This is a genomic window from Streptomyces sp. JJ38 (genome assembly GCF_019303475.1).
Taxonomy (GTDB): domain Bacteria; phylum Actinomycetota; class Actinomycetes; order Streptomycetales; family Streptomycetaceae; genus Streptomyces.
The window spans coordinates 1-14,508 of the sequence record NZ_JABLSI010000079.1 but is presented as its reverse complement, the minus strand read 5'-3'; the positions used below and the strand labels follow the sequence as shown (position 1 = coordinate 14,508).

Annotated in this window: 17 protein-coding genes, 1 tRNA gene and 1 other RNA gene; 10 read left to right on the top strand and 9 right to left on the bottom strand. The window is 64.6% G+C overall.

Annotation, left to right across the window (positions count from 1 at the left end; genetic code table 11):
- Both HPT28_RS25885 and ffs read right to left on the bottom strand, forming a co-directional pair.
- Window positions 1-1,310, bottom strand: a 1,310-nt coding sequence (locus HPT28_RS25885; protein WP_219094315.1) for a DNA polymerase III subunit gamma and tau, incomplete at its 3' end; no start/stop codon positions are given.
- Between the two features lie 48 nt (window positions 1,311-1,358).
- An RNA gene (gene ffs, locus HPT28_RS25880) (signal recognition particle sRNA small type) lies at window positions 1,359-1,453 on the bottom strand.
- 74 nt (window positions 1,454-1,527) lie between these two features.
- Between ffs and HPT28_RS25875 the strand changes: the two genes are divergently transcribed.
- Window positions 1,528-1,615, top strand: a tRNA-Ser gene (locus HPT28_RS25875).
- Window positions 1,616-1,871: 256 nt separating this feature from the next.
- On the top strand, window positions 1,872-2,912 hold the full coding sequence (locus HPT28_RS27660; protein ID WP_308119531.1) for a site-specific integrase: 1,041 nt from the start codon (window positions 1,872-1,874) through the stop codon (window positions 2,910-2,912).
- A gap of 236 nt (window positions 2,913-3,148) precedes the next feature.
- On the opposite strand, the gene HPT28_RS25865 is transcribed toward HPT28_RS27660, so the two are convergent.
- The 7 genes from HPT28_RS25865 to HPT28_RS25835 all read right to left on the bottom strand — a co-directional run bounded on the left by HPT28_RS25865 (window position 3,149) and on the right by HPT28_RS25835 (window position 6,786).
- Entirely contained in the window at window positions 3,149-3,382 is a 234-nt protein-coding gene (locus HPT28_RS25865; RefSeq protein ID WP_308119530.1) for a hypothetical protein, read from the bottom strand.
- 14 nt (window positions 3,383-3,396) lie between these two features.
- The gene (locus HPT28_RS25860; protein ID WP_219094311.1) at window positions 3,397-3,594 is read right to left on the bottom strand and encodes a hypothetical protein; all 198 of its coding nucleotides are present in this window, start codon (window positions 3,592-3,594) and stop codon (window positions 3,397-3,399) included.
- Window positions 3,595-3,685: 91 nt separating this feature from the next.
- Window positions 3,686-4,537 (bottom strand): helix-turn-helix transcriptional regulator, encoded by an 852-nt coding sequence (locus tag HPT28_RS25855; RefSeq protein WP_219094309.1) that lies wholly within the window; start codon window positions 4,535-4,537, stop codon window positions 3,686-3,688.
- Between the two features lie 24 nt (window positions 4,538-4,561).
- Entirely contained in the window at window positions 4,562-5,086 is a 525-nt protein-coding gene (locus tag HPT28_RS25850; protein WP_219094307.1) for a DUF6879 family protein, read from the bottom strand.
- The gene (locus tag HPT28_RS25845) at window positions 5,055-5,300 is read right to left on the bottom strand and encodes a hypothetical protein (protein WP_219094305.1); all 246 of its coding nucleotides are present in this window, start codon (window positions 5,298-5,300) and stop codon (window positions 5,055-5,057) included. The genes HPT28_RS25850 and HPT28_RS25845 overlap by 32 nt, the downstream gene beginning before the upstream one ends.
- Before the next feature lie 143 nt (window positions 5,301-5,443).
- A complete protein-coding gene (locus tag HPT28_RS25840) occupies window positions 5,444-6,064 on the bottom strand; it encodes a hypothetical protein (protein ID WP_219094303.1) in 621 nt (206 codons plus the stop codon).
- Window positions 6,065-6,360: 296 nt separating this feature from the next.
- The gene (locus HPT28_RS25835) at window positions 6,361-6,786 is read right to left on the bottom strand and encodes a hypothetical protein (protein WP_219094301.1); all 426 of its coding nucleotides are present in this window, start codon (window positions 6,784-6,786) and stop codon (window positions 6,361-6,363) included.
- A 369-nt stretch (window positions 6,787-7,155) separates the two neighbouring features.
- Between HPT28_RS25835 and HPT28_RS25830 the strand changes: the two genes are divergently transcribed.
- The 8 genes from HPT28_RS25830 (at window position 7,156) to HPT28_RS27525 (ending at window position 14,266) form a co-directional block, all read left to right on the top strand.
- On the top strand, window positions 7,156-7,566 hold the full coding sequence (locus tag HPT28_RS25830) for a hypothetical protein (RefSeq protein ID WP_219094300.1): 411 nt from the start codon (window positions 7,156-7,158) through the stop codon (window positions 7,564-7,566).
- Window positions 7,567-7,954: 388 nt separating this feature from the next.
- A complete protein-coding gene (locus HPT28_RS25825) occupies window positions 7,955-8,107 on the top strand; it encodes a hypothetical protein (RefSeq protein WP_219094299.1) in 153 nt (50 codons plus the stop codon).
- A complete protein-coding gene (locus tag HPT28_RS25820; protein WP_219094298.1) occupies window positions 8,104-8,580 on the top strand; it encodes a hypothetical protein in 477 nt (158 codons plus the stop codon). The genes HPT28_RS25825 and HPT28_RS25820 overlap by 4 nt, the downstream gene beginning before the upstream one ends.
- Before the next feature lie 73 nt (window positions 8,581-8,653).
- Window positions 8,654-8,875, top strand: coding sequence for a hypothetical protein (locus HPT28_RS25815; RefSeq protein WP_219094297.1), 222 nt, complete (start codon window positions 8,654-8,656; stop codon window positions 8,873-8,875).
- Window positions 8,875-9,081 carry a hypothetical protein gene (locus tag HPT28_RS25810; protein WP_219094296.1) on the top strand — a complete coding sequence of 69 codons (207 nt, stop codon included), beginning with the start codon at window positions 8,875-8,877 and terminating at the stop codon, window positions 9,079-9,081. The genes HPT28_RS25815 and HPT28_RS25810 overlap by 1 nt, the downstream gene beginning before the upstream one ends.
- Window positions 9,082-9,693: 612 nt before the next feature.
- Complete coding sequence (locus tag HPT28_RS25805; RefSeq protein ID WP_219094295.1) at window positions 9,694-10,158, top strand: hypothetical protein; 465 nt, start codon at window positions 9,694-9,696, stop codon at window positions 10,156-10,158.
- Between the two features lie 867 nt (window positions 10,159-11,025).
- Window positions 11,026-11,232, top strand: a complete 207-nt coding sequence (locus HPT28_RS25800; RefSeq protein ID WP_219094293.1) for a hypothetical protein — start codon at window positions 11,026-11,028, stop codon at window positions 11,230-11,232.
- 433 nt (window positions 11,233-11,665) lie between these two features.
- A complete protein-coding gene (locus HPT28_RS27525) occupies window positions 11,666-14,266 on the top strand; it encodes a phage/plasmid primase, P4 family (protein WP_219094291.1) in 2,601 nt (866 codons plus the stop codon).
- Window positions 14,267-14,508 lie beyond the last annotated feature (242 nt).

The window sequence follows — 14,508 nt, the reverse complement described above, 5'->3', positions numbered from 1 at the left end:
GCCTGCGGGCCGGGGTTCTGCGGGGCCGGCGCTTCCGGAGCCGCCGCGGCGGGCGGCGCGGCCTGAACCGGCCCAGGAGCCGCCGTCCCGGCGACCGGCCCGGGCGCGGAAACGGGGGCGGGCGCGGCGGCAGCCGCACCGGGGGCCAACGCGACGCCCCGTTCCAAGCGGTCCAGCCGGGCCTGCAGGGACCGCTCGTCCCCGTACGCGGCGGGCAGCAGCACCCGCGCACAGATCAGCTCCAGCTGCAGCCGGGGCGACGTCGCGCCCCGCATCTCCGTCAGCCCGGCATTGACCAGGTCCGCGGCACGGCTCAGCTCCGCCGCCCCGTACGCCTCCGCCTGGGCCCGCATCCGCTCCAGCACGTCGGCCGGGGCGTCGATCAGCCCCTTCTCCACCGCGTCCGGCACGGCAGCCAGGATCACCAGATCCCGCAGCCGCTCCAGGAGGTCCGTCACGAAGCGTCGCGGATCGTGCCCGCCCTCGATGACCCGGTCCACCACGGTGAAGGCCGCCGCGCCGTCCCCCGTCGCGAAGGCGTCCACCACCTCGTCCAGCAGCGCGGAGTCCGTGTACCCGAGCAGCGCCGTCGCCATGGCGTACGTCACGCCGCCCTCGTCGGCACCGGCGAGCAGCTGGTCCATCACGGACATCGAGTCACGCACCGAGCCGGCCCCGGCCCGCACCACCAGGGGCAGCACGGCCTCGTCCACCGCGATGTCCTCCCGGCCGCACACCTCGCTCAGGTAGTCCCGCAGCGTGCCCGGCGGGACCAGCCGGAACGGATAGTGATGCGTCCGCGACCGGATGGTGCCGATGACCTTCTCCGGCTCCGTCGTCGCGAAGATGAACTTGAGGTGCTCCGGAGGCTCCTCCACCACCTTCAGCAGGGCGTTGAACCCCGCCGAGGTGACCATGTGCGCCTCGTCGATGATGTAGATCTTGTACCGGCTGGCCGCGGGCCCGAAGAACGCCTTCTCCCGCAGCTCACGGGCGTCGTCCACACCACCGTGCGACGCGGCGTCGATCTCGATCACGTCGATCGAGCCCCCGCCCCCGCGGGCGAGGTCCACACAGGACCGGCACGCGCCGCACGGCGTCGGCGTCGGCCCCTGCTCGCAGTTCAGACAGCGCGCCAGGATCCGCGCACTCGTCGTCTTTCCACAGCCACGCGGCCCGCTGAACAGGTACGCGTGGTTGACCCGGTTGTTGCGCAGCGCCTGCTGCAGCGGGTCGGTCACATGCTCCTGCCCGATGACCTCGGCGAAGGTCTCGGGGCGGTAGCGGCGGTACAGCGCGAGGGATGACACGTCTACGACGGTATCGGAGCCCGCCGACATGTGAGCCGCCGCACAAACGTCGACGCCCCCCACGCACCCGCCAGAGCCAACCTACCCTTGCTGCCTTCCGGCCCTGGGGGAGTTCAGTCAGATAGCGCCACGTGAGGGGCTGGCCCCAACCCTACCCGATCCCCGGACCAGGGATCGAGTTCGCAACCACCCCCACCGGTCTTGTATTGTTCACCGCGGAGGATTCGCCTAGAGGCCTAGGGCGCACGCTTGGAAAGCGTGTTGGGGGCAACCCCTCACGAGTTCGAATCTCGTATCCTCCGCCATAGTGCCCCTGAGCTGTGACAACACGGCTCAGGGGTTCTTTGCTTCTCACTGCGGCTCCGCATCCAGGCGGAGCTAGACGAGACGCTTCGGTAACTCGGACTCGTCTAGCTCCCTCACGACAGGGAGTCACGCACCGTGGCAGCACGTAACCAGTCCTCCGCTACACGGCGGAGTCCACTGCGCGCACAGCAGCGCGTCAGGAGCGCCGACACAGCACGATCGAGCGAGAGCACGCGCACGCTGTCAGCGGCGCCTGTGCGCAGCGTCAGGAGCGCTGAGGACGTACGTCTCGCAACGATCGCAGAGCTTGAGCTACACCTCTCGACCACGACCAACAAGCACGGGCGCCCGTTCCAGCGGCGCACGGTCAACGCCTACAAGTACGCGGCGACCCAGCTTCACCGCTGGCTGACCCGATCTCCGCAGATCAACGCGGTGGGTGTGGAAGTCTCCTCGTTCACCGACGTGGACACCGCCACGCTGAACCGCTACTTCCGCTGGTACTACACGGAGCACGACGTGCCCAAGAGCCAGGACGGGAAAGGTGGTTACACAGGCGGGACCAGCACGACGCAACGCAACCTCCGCGCGCTGTTCCTCTACCTGGCCGAGGAGTACGACCACCCCAACCCGTACGACGACCCCAAGCTCCAGCGCTACGCCACGCCCCCGATGGGCAAGCCCAAGACGCTGTCCGAGGACTTCATCACTGACTGCCTGGCAGCCACGGGCAACGGCTCACCCAAGGTCCGCGACTTCGAGACGGTGAGGAACCACGCGATCCTGCGCGTGCTCACGGAGGGCCTGCGCTCGGACGAGCTTCTGAACCTGCGCATCCAGGATCTCGACCTACCCAACGGCACCCTCGTCGTGGTCCCGATCAAGATGGACAGGAACAGCCTGGACGGCCGCGTCATCCCGCTCCAGCCCAAGACGGTTCGCGCACTGACGCGGTACCTCCGCGTTCGAGCCGAGCACCGCATGGCGAACCCGAACTCACCCGATCACGTCGAGTGGCTGTGGCTCGGGACACGCAACCGTGGGGAGCTGGGCTACCAGGGTCTTCACCGGCTCGTGAAGAAGATCGCCGCTCTCGCAGGCTACGACCCGGCGCACGTCTCGCCGCACTCCTTCTGTCACACCTGGGCCGACGACCTCAAGGCGGCGGGAGTCTCGGGAGAGCACATCATGGCCGTGCGTGGGTGGAAGTCACCGGCCATGCTCCGACGCTACGGCGCGGACATGGCCAGCCGCCGAGCAGTAGACGCGGTGCACGCCCTGGGCGACAGGTACTGACCCAGCGCTGACCAGCGGCTAAGCGCACGCCGGCGAGCACACCACGAGCCAGTCAGCGCGCACAGCAGAGGGCGGGTGTGGAACGTCTCGATGGATGTCCCACACCCGCCCTCATCGCGGTCTCTCCCGCCGTCGTCATAACGAGCCGCGTGCAGCGGCGGCGATCAGATAGGCACACGTGGCCGCCACGGTCAGGACGTACGAGGGCCAGGCGATCCGCCCGAGAAAGCGTCGGATCATCGTCCGCCCTCTTCCCGGTCGGCTCGGGTCACCCTCGCGTGGTCGGTCGCCACTCGTCGGAACAGGTCGTGCCCCGTGCGCCCGGTGTGCTTGAGCGCCCAGTCCTGGGCGGCGTCCTGCTCACCCTGTGGACCGCTGTCCTCATCACACCCAGCCGAGGCACAGAAGATCTCGAACACAAACCCGCCCTCGGGCACGTGCCGGATCGTGTGGTCAACGAATCGGTACACGGCTCGGACGCTCATCAGTGCCCCTCCGGGTGCCGTGCCATGAGGACGTTGCAGTCGGTGATGGTCGTGTAGTCGCCGCCCGCTCGTGCGCGGTCGCGCACCTTGGCCAGCTCCAGGCAGCCGAGGCAGCCATCAACCGGCGTGGGCTCCAGTTCGCTCGTGCGGTCCGGCAGCACCACCGGAGCACTCGGGTACGTTCTCGGCTCGCTCATGCCCGACCCCTTCACGTCGTCCGTGTGACGACAACGCTAGGAAGGTGGGCGCTCCGACTCCGAGTGAGTTCTACGTTGTTGCACGCGAGTTTCAGCCCAGGGAATCCAGCGCGGCACTTACGCACGCCCGTGCGTCGGACCCGTACACGGCCATCTCGCGAAGCTCGGTGAACGCCCGTACGTACATAGCCACTTCGCCCGGAGCTGTGAGGGTGACCTGAGCCGTCAGGAGTTCCACATGGACCCGTTGGTCATCGAAGATGTTGAAGCCCTCCAGCGTCCACATGCCACGTTCGCGGGCGGAGAAGGGGATCACGCCGAGCGAGACGGCGGGCAGCGACATGACCGACAGCAGGTGTCCCAACTGCCCTGCCATCGCTTCGGCGTCGCCCACCTGGTAACGCAACACCGACTCCTCAACCAGGAGCGTGAAGCGGTGGCCGGTCTCGTGCAGCACGCGGGCACGAGCCATGCGCGCGTCTACCGCCTCGGTGATGTCGTCGGGCGCACGGTGAAAGCGGCGGATCGTGGAGAGCAGAGCGGCGGCGTAGGCGGGCGTCTGGAAGAGGCCGGGCACGACGTGCGAGGCGTAGCCCCTGTGCAGTTTGGTCCGCTCGTACAGCGGTATACGGGACTCCTGGAGACGACGCAGGCCGGTGCGCTGGAGTCGCTTCCACTCCATATACATCGAGGCGGCCGTACGACTCGCGGCGATGATGTCGGCGGCCTGGTCGTTGGCGTCGCACGCGGTGCACCACTCGCGGATGTCCGCGTCGGTGGGCGGCGTGCGCGCGTTCTCGATGCGGGAGACCTTGGACTTGTGCCAGCCACAACGCACGGCCAGCTCATGCCCTTTCAGCCCGGCGTCCAGGCGGGTTTCGCGCAACCGCGCGGCTACGGCCTTGCGGGCGTTCTCGACGCTGGATGACTGGTACTGGGGCATGAGCTGGCTAGGTGTTGGGGCGAATCAGACCGTGAACCCATCGTGGGGTGTGGCGCGTTCCCAGACCGACTCGAACGCGTCGGCACAGAGCTTGATCACGTCCGGGTCCGAGTTGAGTTCGTGCCCTGCCGACGCACCGTCCCCGGCGAAGTGGCCGAAGCGGATCAGCCGACCGTCGAGAAGCCAAAAGTCGGCACCAGGCAGAGCCAGCGTCGCGGCCTCTCGACGGGGCAGCCAGCGCACCAACTCGCCAGCCTCCACGTTGAGGTACGTACCCGCGTGCTCGTACCGGATGTACTCACTGACCGGCACGGAGACAACACGAGCACGGCGCATGACGACGCCACGGCCGACGGCTTCCCGCACGAGGTCGAGCCAGGGGCGGCGACGCTCCACGGACTCAGGCGTGATCCGCCCGGCTGCCTTCCACTCCGCGAAGTCGTCAGCCTCGGCGGCCACGCCGTAGGAGTCGCGCAACTCCAGGTGCACGGCGGAGTGGTGGCAGTCGCGGATCAGTTCACTGAACGGCGGAACGCTGCTCGGCTTCATCACACGCCTTCCTGATCTGGGCCACCATGCGCGCGGGGATGCGGATGACCGCCTCGGTGTCGGGGATGTGCCCGACCGTAAGGCATTCCGCTTCGGTGGCGTCGTCGGCCTTCCAGCCCTGGAACACGAGGTCCGATGACGTGTCGTCCACCCACACGGTGGGGCAGTCGTCACCGTTCGTGTTCGGGTCCTTGCCGAAGAACAGTAGAGCCATGACCTTGTCCCCTGACTACTCGGTTGCGTCTGGTTGCACGAGCGTCGCCCGCACTGCGGAGCGTCGTCAAGAGCGCACAGCCAGCAGCGATCCGGGACCAACACGGCTTCGCTGATGGCCCGTTCGTGTCAGAGCTCCGATCGCTAGTCCGTCATCCGCAGCTTGCTGCGGGCGTTGGCCGCCCACTCCTTGATGCCCCTTGCCAACTCTTCTCGCGAGATCTCCGACGCATCCTGCGGGGGACCGACGTTGTGATGGGTGTAGATCGCCTCAACCAGGTCACCAACGTCTTCCACCGCTCGCCCCGCGAGCCTCCTCAGCGCTTCCGCCTGCTCGGCCTCGGCCTCGTCAACAGCCAGGTGGAGCGCCGACTCACGAAAGTACAAGTCCGTGAAGCGATCCAGGAGTTGCTGTCGAGGCTCGGCCAGATTGGGAGGCTCTCCGGGAACACCTCCCAGATGATCAATGGCCACCATGCACAGCGAGGTCAGATGCAAGATGCCCATGTATACGGCCTGGATCTGGCCGAGGTATGTCGCGTAGGCCTCCCGACGCACCTGCCAGAGGGCGGCCTGGTGCTGCCCCGAGATCTGTTCCCGCACACCCGCCAGTGCCGCTTCGACCTGAGCGGCTGCCGTTTCCTGGGCTGCCTTCATCTGAGCGGCTGCCGCCTTGCGTGCTGCGTACCAACCCATTCCAGCGGTGATCACCACACCACCGACACCGATGCCTGCTGCCCAAATGGCTGCTGCGCCCTGATCCATGCTGCGTGATTATGCCTGCGCGATCACTTGCCCGGCGGGACAGTTGTACGTCTCATCTCGCGTCTGCGAGCGAGCATCACGCGCGCTCTTGCTTCCAAACGGCGCTCAGGCGCGCCTCTCGGCTCCCGACAGAGCTAGCGCGACAGAAGACACGCACTCAGCAACCGATCTCGTTAGACGCACGCACAGCGTTTCGGCAGGTCAGCGCGTGCCGGCGAGCACTGCACGAGACCACCGAGAAGCCCGGCACTCCTCGCGAGTGACCGGGCTTCTCTGCTCGGGGCTGGTGTGGAACGTCAGACGGTCACGCGCCCAACCGTGCTGGCTGGGATGCGCTGGCGCTTGCCCTCGGCGTCGGTGAACTGGAGGAACTTGATGCTCCAGCCGGTGATGCACTGGGCGGCGAACGGCTCGGCAACGCCGTTGATGTGGACGAGCGCAGCGGCGTCCTTGTGGTCGCGCCAGGTGTCGGGCGTGATCTCGGTGGGCTCAGCAGCGGGAGCCGTCTCGATGGTCTCGACAGTGGCGACCCCCTCGGCGGGCGTCTCGACGGAGGCAGGCTTCGCAGCCTTGCGCGGGTCCTTCTTCGCAGGCGTCACGGCAACCGGCTTCGGCGCGCTGGCTGCGACGGCTTCGCCTCGCATCTCCTTACGGCACTTCGCACGCGCTGCCTTCGTAGAGGGGTGCTCGCACTGTGCGTGGGAGAAACGGGTCTTGGTCATCGTGGGCTCCTCGGGTCGTTGTCGTGCTGACACGGCAGACACTCCCAAGAGCAGACGAGCCGTCCGAAGGACTATCGCTGGATTCCATGGAGAGTCGTTATCAAGCAATGGCCTCGGGCCGCTTACGCGCTGGCTGGTGTGGTAATTCCCCGTACCACACCAGCCCGTAGGTAATCGCATCCGGTTCTCAAGCTCAGCCCCGCCTAACGGCGGTTCTGCAAGCGTTGCACCCTAGGCCTCTAGGCGAATCCTCCGCCACATTGCGCGCCATATGCAATACCTTGCCGTTTTGTCAAGCGTCTGTCATTCTTGAATTACCGACAGACGGAATTCGGTGCGGAACTCTATTTGCCGAAGGGAGGTAATAGCGTGGCTATCAATGACGACGAATTGGACCGCGAGGCCGAGAAGGTTTACAACCTGTGGAAGAAGGGTGTTAACCGGAAGGCGATCGGGCGTCGTTACGGTATGTCCTTGGACGTCGTGAACCGGCGTCTCTCTCGGGCTCGGAAGAATCTGGGGGAAGATGCGCTGGCCGACATGAGGACGGACACGGAATCCAGCTTGGATGATCTGATCCGTGAATCCCACCAGAACCTCCAGAACGCCGAGACCGTAATGGAGCGGAACAGCATCATCCGCACCATTGCTGACCTCAAGATGCGCAAAGCCAAGCTCCTCGGGCTTGAGATGCCGTCGAAGGTCACCCTGGAAATGGAGCAGGCCCTACAGCTTCTCCACACCCAGCCTGATCCGGTGTGGGGAGACGGTGGTACGTAATGCCGCTCATGTCCTCTCGAATTCTCCGGGAACGCGCTCAGGCTGGTGTGGAAGTTTGCACCGCTCACGGCCCAGCGTGCCCGAAATACCCGGACACCATGAACCCGGAATCCCGCGTAAGTCGTCTCGACCTGGAATTGGTCGAGTTGCTTCGGGCAGCCGGAGCCGGGGAAACTCCCCGCCCCTGCAAGACGCGGAAACTCTCGGATGAGCAGATCCGCCAGCGTCGTGAATACGTGGACACGTACCGCGCCGCCGTCAAGAAGAATCATCTCCCGCCTCGGCCACCGTGGGTCACATTCGACCCCGCGCTAGCGGAACTCCTCCGGGATGTCCGTGAGGGCTACGGATCTACCACACCACCCGAGTTCGAGGAGTGCGAGTAGCCGTGACCTTCAAGGAGTGGCTAGACCGGGCCATCGCTAATGGTGATGCCGTCGTGAATGAGGACGACTCGGTCACGGTGACGCTGCCTCCGTATGTCGTGGGGGCCATTCGAGAACTGGGCCTCTTGGCCCGTCAGATCCAGGAGGAATCGTGACCGACACCATGGCCGCTCGGCTCATGGCCACCATGCGGGGCGATGACTCCCGCTACGAGGCACCGGAGCCCAAGGCCGACGCAACCACCCTGGCTCTGCTCCGGCAGGGACGGGATGAGGACACAGCCAAGTACGCGGCGACTGTCCACAAGAGCAACGCCGAGGGTCGGCAGGAGCACGAGCGGGCTGTCCACAAGCGCGCTCAGGAGCTCCGTGCACAGGGTGTGCATCACCCGGAGTCGACCGCTCGCATGGAGCTCCACATGGCCGCTCAGAAGCGTTCGGAGGAGGCCGAGAGGAAGGCCGTCTACGACGCGATGGTCTCCGGCAACCGCGCGGAGATGGAAGCCAACTCCACTCCTGCTCTCCGGGAGCGCGTCAAGGCGAGCACGACCCAGCGCCGCGAGGAGAACACCAAGCGGCTCGTGGCCTCGCTCATGGCCCAGCTTCGGAACGAGTCGGTCAGCACCTGAGCCGGCCGATTGCACGACACACCTACCAGGCTCGCTCACGCCGTGAGCGGGACTTACAGAAGGGACAGCCATCATGGCTACCGCATCCATCGACACCGCCGAGCTGGAGACCGTCGTCGGCTGGCTCCTCGTGGGCCAGGCTCGCAAGTCTCAGGGCGTCGCCGTCTACAACGCGCTCCGCGTGAAGAACGGCAAGGCCGAGGTTGCCGACGTGTCGGCCGTCGAGGTCCGCGACCACGTCAACGCCGCCACGGACATCACCGCCGTCATCGCCGACATCGACGCGGCGGCCTGATGAGCGCCGAGACCGCCACGGCACCAAGCCGTGAAGACGTGCTCAGTGCCCTCCGTGAGAAGCCGGAGGGTCTGACCCGAGGCGAACTCGCCGAGCGGTTCCCGGAGGTCGACTACGACAGCATGACCGCCGTTCTGCTGGAGCTGTACGGCCGGGAAGAGATCGGCAGGGACTTCTCCGGCTCTCGCGGCCGAGTAGCCGCCTGACCCCGCACGCATGGCGTGCTTGCAAGCTGGCTGGTGTGGGACGCGGGCCTTTCCCCTCTTGGGCCCGTGCTTTCCAGAGGGCCGTCCCACACCAGCCTCTCAACTCCCGGAGGTGTGGCCGGGAGTCCCGGTTCCTGAGTGGGTGACCGGGAATGGCTGGGCAGCGTAGCCACCACTGCGCTGCCCAGCCTTTCGCATATCCGAATCCGCGGGAGGTGTTGAGGTGACGCGGTACATCAAGTGGGACCAGTACCCCGACGGTAACCACCAGCTAAGCGAAGAAGAAGCCGGGGATAAGTACGGGATTAGTCTCCGGGTGTTCTGTGACCGCCTCTCGAAGAGGTCCCGTAGGAACGGCTGGACGTACACCGCATACAGGAAGCGCGGTGTTCTCCACTTCAGTATCCAGAGGTAAGCCGTGGCTGACTCGTGGGATGACGACGTGGCGGCAGTTATGGCAGCAATCGAGGAGAACCCTCCGGAGCTTGCCCCGCCGCCCGCACGTACAAAAGCCAAACCTCCTGTGCCTGAGCACGAGAACTGTACCCACCGGAACACGCGGAATGCGGTGGTGAGGTGTTGCCAGCGGCGGAAGCGTAGGGAATCCGACTCATGACCACTTACGCCCGCACAGAGCTAACGGAACGCATCCTGGATTACGTGACCAAGGAATTCACGGCTGGTGTGGAAGGTAACCGCCAGACGTTGCCGAGCACCTTCCAGGTGGCCAAGGCTTGTGTTCGTGGCGGCGGGAAAGCCAAGTCATGCCGTCGGGCTCTCCGACACCTCAACCGCTTGATGTGGTCGGGCGAGATCATCCAGGTCAAGGGCGAGGACGTGAGCCCTCGGCACTGGAATCTCGTCTACTGGGCCTTGCCGGATAGCAACCGCGCCGTAGGCGAGGATGGACTACAGATTCCCGTGGCGGTCACCGTGTCGGGACTAGATACCCCGGTGAACAGGTTCGGCTTTACTGACGAGGCGTGGGCCGCTATGAAGCCGTGGCAGCGGAACGCTATCCGCTCTATTGAGATGGCCGACACCGAATCATCCTCGTGGCAAGGGGGTGAGTCATGAGCCAGGAACAGAAGCCCAATGCGTCAGAGATCATCCGCCGTATGGGACAGAAGCTTGACCGACATCTCGGCAAGAGGTAAACGCACCAAGAGCGCTTCTAGGGCTCTCGGAATGCTTCGCTGAGCACTCGTGCCGGCGAGCACTACTGAGAGCCTTACAGGCGCTTCTGAGCGTCCTAATCATGCATCGACGCTATCGACGTCTCGCACGTGCGCGCTCAGCGTTCACGCACTCTGCCACACCGCCCTGCGCGTTCTCGTGAGCCGCGACAGTTACTCAGCCGCTCTCTGACAGATTTTTTGTCAGACGAGCGAAGAGGCTTATTTAACTTAGAGACTTACCTGAACTGACAACTTTTTCTGTCAGAGTCGTTGGCTCTGCAATGGCGCACGTCGCGCGAGACGGGGCGGTGTGGGACAGGCGCTCTCCAGCACTGTCCGTACACGAATGCGGACACGCTGTGACACGCGATAGCGACCGCCTAAGCACAGAAGAGTGAAACCTTCATCCCGTTGAGTGATCTTACGTCGAAACATTTCCCACGCCTTTCGCGCACTGCGTAAAGTCGTTGAGGTCAGCGCGAATTGCGCAGAAAGGAGGAACCGTTATGGCTGACAAGGTCAGCAATTCTCGACTCGGCTCAGCTCATTCCCGGCCTCGGGGAAATTCGAAGTACCAGTGGAGGGACTGGGCTACCGGAGAAGTCTGGGAGGCAAAGCGCGGTGAGGACTTCGAGGTGGAGCCCAATGCGTTCCTCTCTGCCGCTCGTGGTTGGGCCAGGAAGAACGGTTTCCGCGTCCGCGCTCGGGTCGAGAGCGAGACCAACGTCCTGTTTCAGTTCCTTCCCGTACCCGAGAGGACCAGGTAATGAGCTTGCAGGACTTCCTATTCGAGGCCACCAAGGACCCTCGCGTAAAGACGCGGCTCCAGGAGACTCTGGCCAGCCTTGACGAGGGACAGCGGGAGCGAATGCGGCAGCTTTCCCGCATGGGTGGTCACGCCTTCATTGTGGCCGACGTGAGCGACCTTGACGGCGAAGAGTCGTACGCCATCACGGAAGTGCGCCCCATCTGAGAGTGAGGACTCACCTCGAACCATAAGAGAGGTGAGTCATGCAGAACCCCGAGCACCAAAAGAGCAAGTGTCCGACGTGCGGAGCCTCACGAGGATTCCCATGCCGGAAGCGTAACGGCGAGATCGCCGTGAAGGTCCATTGGGGACGACCCTACTGGTCTTCAAGGGTGGGAATGCCCCGTGAGGGTGCCCCCACCACTGCCGAGATCCTAAGGGCCCGCCGTAAGGCTGGTCAGATCTGATGGCCCAGAATCCAGAACCTAGCCCGTCCGAGATTCTGAGGCGCATGGAGCAGAAGCTAGACCACCATCTCGGCAAGAAGAGATAACCGTGAGAGGCCCCGTGCTGCGCGGAATTCAGCACGGGGCCTCTCAGGAACCATGAGAGAAGACGGGCGGGAGACGAACCGTCCATCACGAGAAAGGGACCACTCGTGAGCGTAGCACGCTCTTTTGAGGCGCGGAAAACGGAAATCCGAGAATTCCTATCGTCGCTCTATGGCGGGGAATACCAGATGCTCCGCTTTACCGTCGTCGTCGCCACTCGACAGGATGACGGCGAGCTGGACTGGAAGAACCGCAAGGTGATGTACGTCCGCCTGACGGACGAGAACGTTGCCAAGCTGGTTGCCGCGTCCGACAAGCCGGGCCGAGAAGTGTTCTTCACCCCCGTGCCTCGCAGTGCCAAGGGTGACCCGTCGGCCGCGAATGCCGGCGTGCCTCGCACCGTGTACGCCGACGTGGACAAGAGCGCCCTTCCGGCTCGTACGCTCGCCTGGCTTCGCGGACTGGGCGCCTGCCTCGTGCGCTCGGGCGGTGTGGTAGTGACCGAGGCCGGTAAGGAAGTCCCGCGCTACCACGTGCACTTGCCGCTGGAGGCCGGGAGTGCCACACCAGCCCATCACGAGGTCGAACAGCTCAACCAGGCGTTGACCAAGAGGCTCGGCGGGGACAGCAAGACCAGCGTGGGCGTGATCCTGCGCCTGCCTGGCACGCGGAACTGGAAGCCGGAGAACCACGACGCGGACGGCATCGGTCGTCTCGTGACTGTCGAGACGTACGCGAGTCAGCGTGTGAGCGTCCCTGACGCTGTCTCAGCGCTCCGTACGGAGCTTCTGAGTGCGAGCGAGTATCAGCGTGCGTCTGTCGCCGTCGAGAGCGCCGTAAGCGCCGCTGAGACGTTCGAGCGGTGCCCGGTTGCGCGGCCTCTACTCCGCAAGGCCAATCAGATGTTCCGGGCAGGCAACTACGACGCGCGGCACAAGCTCGCCGGGGGTCTTACGCGGGACTTGTGGAAGAGGGGGCTTACCGAAGCTGAGGCGCTGGGCGTGATGCTCGGGCATGGAATCGAGGACACGCCGAATCCTGGGTGCCTGGCTGCTCAGGACAAGTGGACGGATCGGCAGATCGCCCAGGACGTAGCTCGGGTGTACGCCAAGGCAACCGAGGGAGAGCAGAGCGGCCCGCTCGGGCAAGCGGACCGCTCCGATGAGTCCTCACCTACGCGGCAAAACGAGAAAGGACGCTCAATCATGAGCAAGACTAGCGCGCTGTCTGCGGCTTCCGACTCGCGTTTCGGGGTCGGTTACTGGGACCAGCAAGCAAAGCTCCTCGATGTGTCCGAGGGCGAGATTCGACACTTGAACCTGGCTCGGTTCGTCGCCGACCACTGCGGGCAGGGGCTCAGGTACGTGACTGACGTGGGCTGGTTCAAGTGGAACGGGACTGTGTGGGCCGCGACGGGTGACGACGGCGCGGCGTACCAGGCGATCAACGAGGCCCAGCACATCCTCATGTGCCGCGGTGCGGAGGATAAGGGCGATGCTGGCTGGTGCTCACAGGTGGCCAACAAGCTGACCGTCCACTACGTGCGTAAGGCCATCGTGGCGGAGATGGCCGTACTCCCCGAGCTTCACACGGACGTGAACGTGATGGACACCAAGCGGCATCTCCTGACGTTCCGGAATGGGACCGTTGACCTCCGCACGGGTGAGCTTCTTCCACACCGCCCCGACGACATGCTGACCCAGTGCGCCGATATCGACTACTTGCCGGATGCTGAGTGCCCGCGCTGGCTCCGGTTCGTGGAAGAGATCTTCCCGGATGACGTGGAGCTCCAGGGCTACTACCAGACGTTCCTGGGCTACTGCATCACCGGCGAGACCCGAGAGCACATCTTGGGTGTGTTCTACGGGGACAAGGGGCGTAACGGGAAGGGCACGACCGTGCGCACCCTCCAGAAGATCTTCGGGACCTCCATCATCCGATCCGTGGACTTCTCGATGTACGAGAAGGCGGGTAACCACAAGCCTCACACGGAAGAGATTGCCGCCCTGCGCAGTGCGCGAATGGTCGTGGCGCAGGAGGGTAATCCGGGTACACGGATGAATACCGCCATGCTCAAGAACCACAGCGGTGGTGACCTCATCCAGGCTCGGCACCTGCGTAGGGGCGTGTTCCAGCTTGACCCCAAGTTCACGCTGGTCCTCGTGACCAACAACCTGCCCAAGTTCCCTCAGTCGGATACGGCGCTATGGGCACGTACCAAGGCCATTCACTTCGGGGTGTCGTTCGCGGGCCGCACTGACCCCGAGCTGGAGCCGACGATCCAGGGCGAGGAAGCCGAGGGCGTTGCCGCGTGGATCGTACGCGGAGCGGTGAACTACTACGCGGAGGGTCTGAGAGACGCGGAGAGCGTGACCGAAGCCACGGAGCAGTATCGGGAGGGCTCGGACGCGCTTCTGCCGCTGCTGGGTGAGGTGTTCGAGTACGCCGAGGGCGAGTGGGTGAAGCAATCCGATTTCTACCGCGTGTTGAAGATGTGGCGCGGGGACAACGACGTGAAGGGATTCACGCCCATCTCGGTAAAGCGGACGTTCGAGGAGCAGGGCCGCGTGGAGCGAAAGCGGGACGGCGCGGGAAACCAAGGCTTCCTTGGCATCAAGCTCCTGGACTACATACCGTCTCAAAGGCAGACGAGCCAGGACGTGAGGCTTGTTCTGGAGCCTGCGGAAGACGGAATCGAAGAGCTGTAGGCGTGCACGGCTGAGAGACGAGAACGGGCGGGCATCCTGGTCGGGATGCTCGTCCCTCTTGCGTTGTGCGTCTGACAGAAAAAGTTGTCAGAGAGGGTATGACCCATATTAAATTAAGCCTCATACCTCATCTGACAAGTTTTTTTGTCAGAGGACGGTACTGCCGAGTAGCCGCCTGCTGAGTCACGGAGTTGATTTCAACCTCCGTTTGAGCAGGTCAGGTGGAGGGTGAGGACGGCTTG

Coding starts and splice junctions, on each gene's coding strand:
- HPT28_RS25860 (WP_219094311.1), bottom strand. CDS start 3,594: ATGAGCGAGCCGAGAACGTACCCGAGTGCTCCGGTGGTGCTGCCGGAC.
- HPT28_RS25855 (WP_219094309.1), bottom strand. CDS start 4,537: ATGCCCCAGTACCAGTCATCCAGCGTCGAGAACGCCCGCAAGGCCGTA.
- HPT28_RS25850 (WP_219094307.1), bottom strand. CDS start 5,086: ATGAAGCCGAGCAGCGTTCCGCCGTTCAGTGAACTGATCCGCGACTGC.
- HPT28_RS25845 (WP_219094305.1), bottom strand. CDS start 5,300: ATGGCTCTACTGTTCTTCGGCAAGGACCCGAACACGAACGGTGACGAC.
- HPT28_RS25840 (WP_219094303.1), bottom strand. CDS start 6,064: ATGGATCAGGGCGCAGCAGCCATTTGGGCAGCAGGCATCGGTGTCGGT.
- HPT28_RS25835 (WP_219094301.1), bottom strand. CDS start 6,786: ATGACCAAGACCCGTTTCTCCCACGCACAGTGCGAGCACCCCTCTACG.
- HPT28_RS25815 (WP_219094297.1), top strand. CDS start 8,654: ATGGCTACCGCATCCATCGACACCGCCGAGCTGGAGACCGTCGTCGGC.
- HPT28_RS25810 (WP_219094296.1), top strand. CDS start 8,875: ATGAGCGCCGAGACCGCCACGGCACCAAGCCGTGAAGACGTGCTCAGT.
- HPT28_RS25805 (WP_219094295.1), top strand. CDS start 9,694: ATGACCACTTACGCCCGCACAGAGCTAACGGAACGCATCCTGGATTAC.
- HPT28_RS25800 (WP_219094293.1), top strand. CDS start 11,026: ATGAGCTTGCAGGACTTCCTATTCGAGGCCACCAAGGACCCTCGCGTA.